The 307-nt window shown below is 65.8% G+C and carries 1 pseudogene; it reads right to left on the bottom strand.

From position 1 onward, the window contains the following. Window positions 1–118 precede the first annotated feature (118 nt). Window positions 119–307, bottom strand: a pseudogene (locus tag TN53_RS43765) (NUDIX hydrolase); the annotation flags it as partial.

The following is a 307-nucleotide window of genomic DNA, read 5'->3' as shown; positions in this document are numbered from 1 at the left end:
ATGAGGTCACCACAGCGACCAGCATCGAAGACATAGCCCACGACCTCACCATCTGGTTGGCCGCCCGCGACTTCCCCGGACGGCCAACCAGGCGAGTCACCGCCTTCTAAAACACGTCCTAGCCGAGTCGGAGGTGGCGCAGCATCAGGAGTGCAGCGACCGCGTTTGCAGACCGGACCTCGCCGCGCGCGATCAGTTCGGGGATCTTCTCCAGCGGCACCCCCTCGCGGCGCGCAGATTCGATCGCGTCGACCGGCACCTCCCGTACCTGCTCGGCCTGGTCCGACCAGTACACGCGATGGTGACT

This window comes from Streptomyces sp. WM6386 (assembly GCF_000972385.1).
GTDB lineage: Bacteria > Actinomycetota > Actinomycetes > Streptomycetales > Streptomycetaceae > Streptomyces.
The sequence above is the reverse complement of the archived record's forward strand: the minus strand, read 5'-3'. Positions and strand labels throughout refer to the sequence as shown.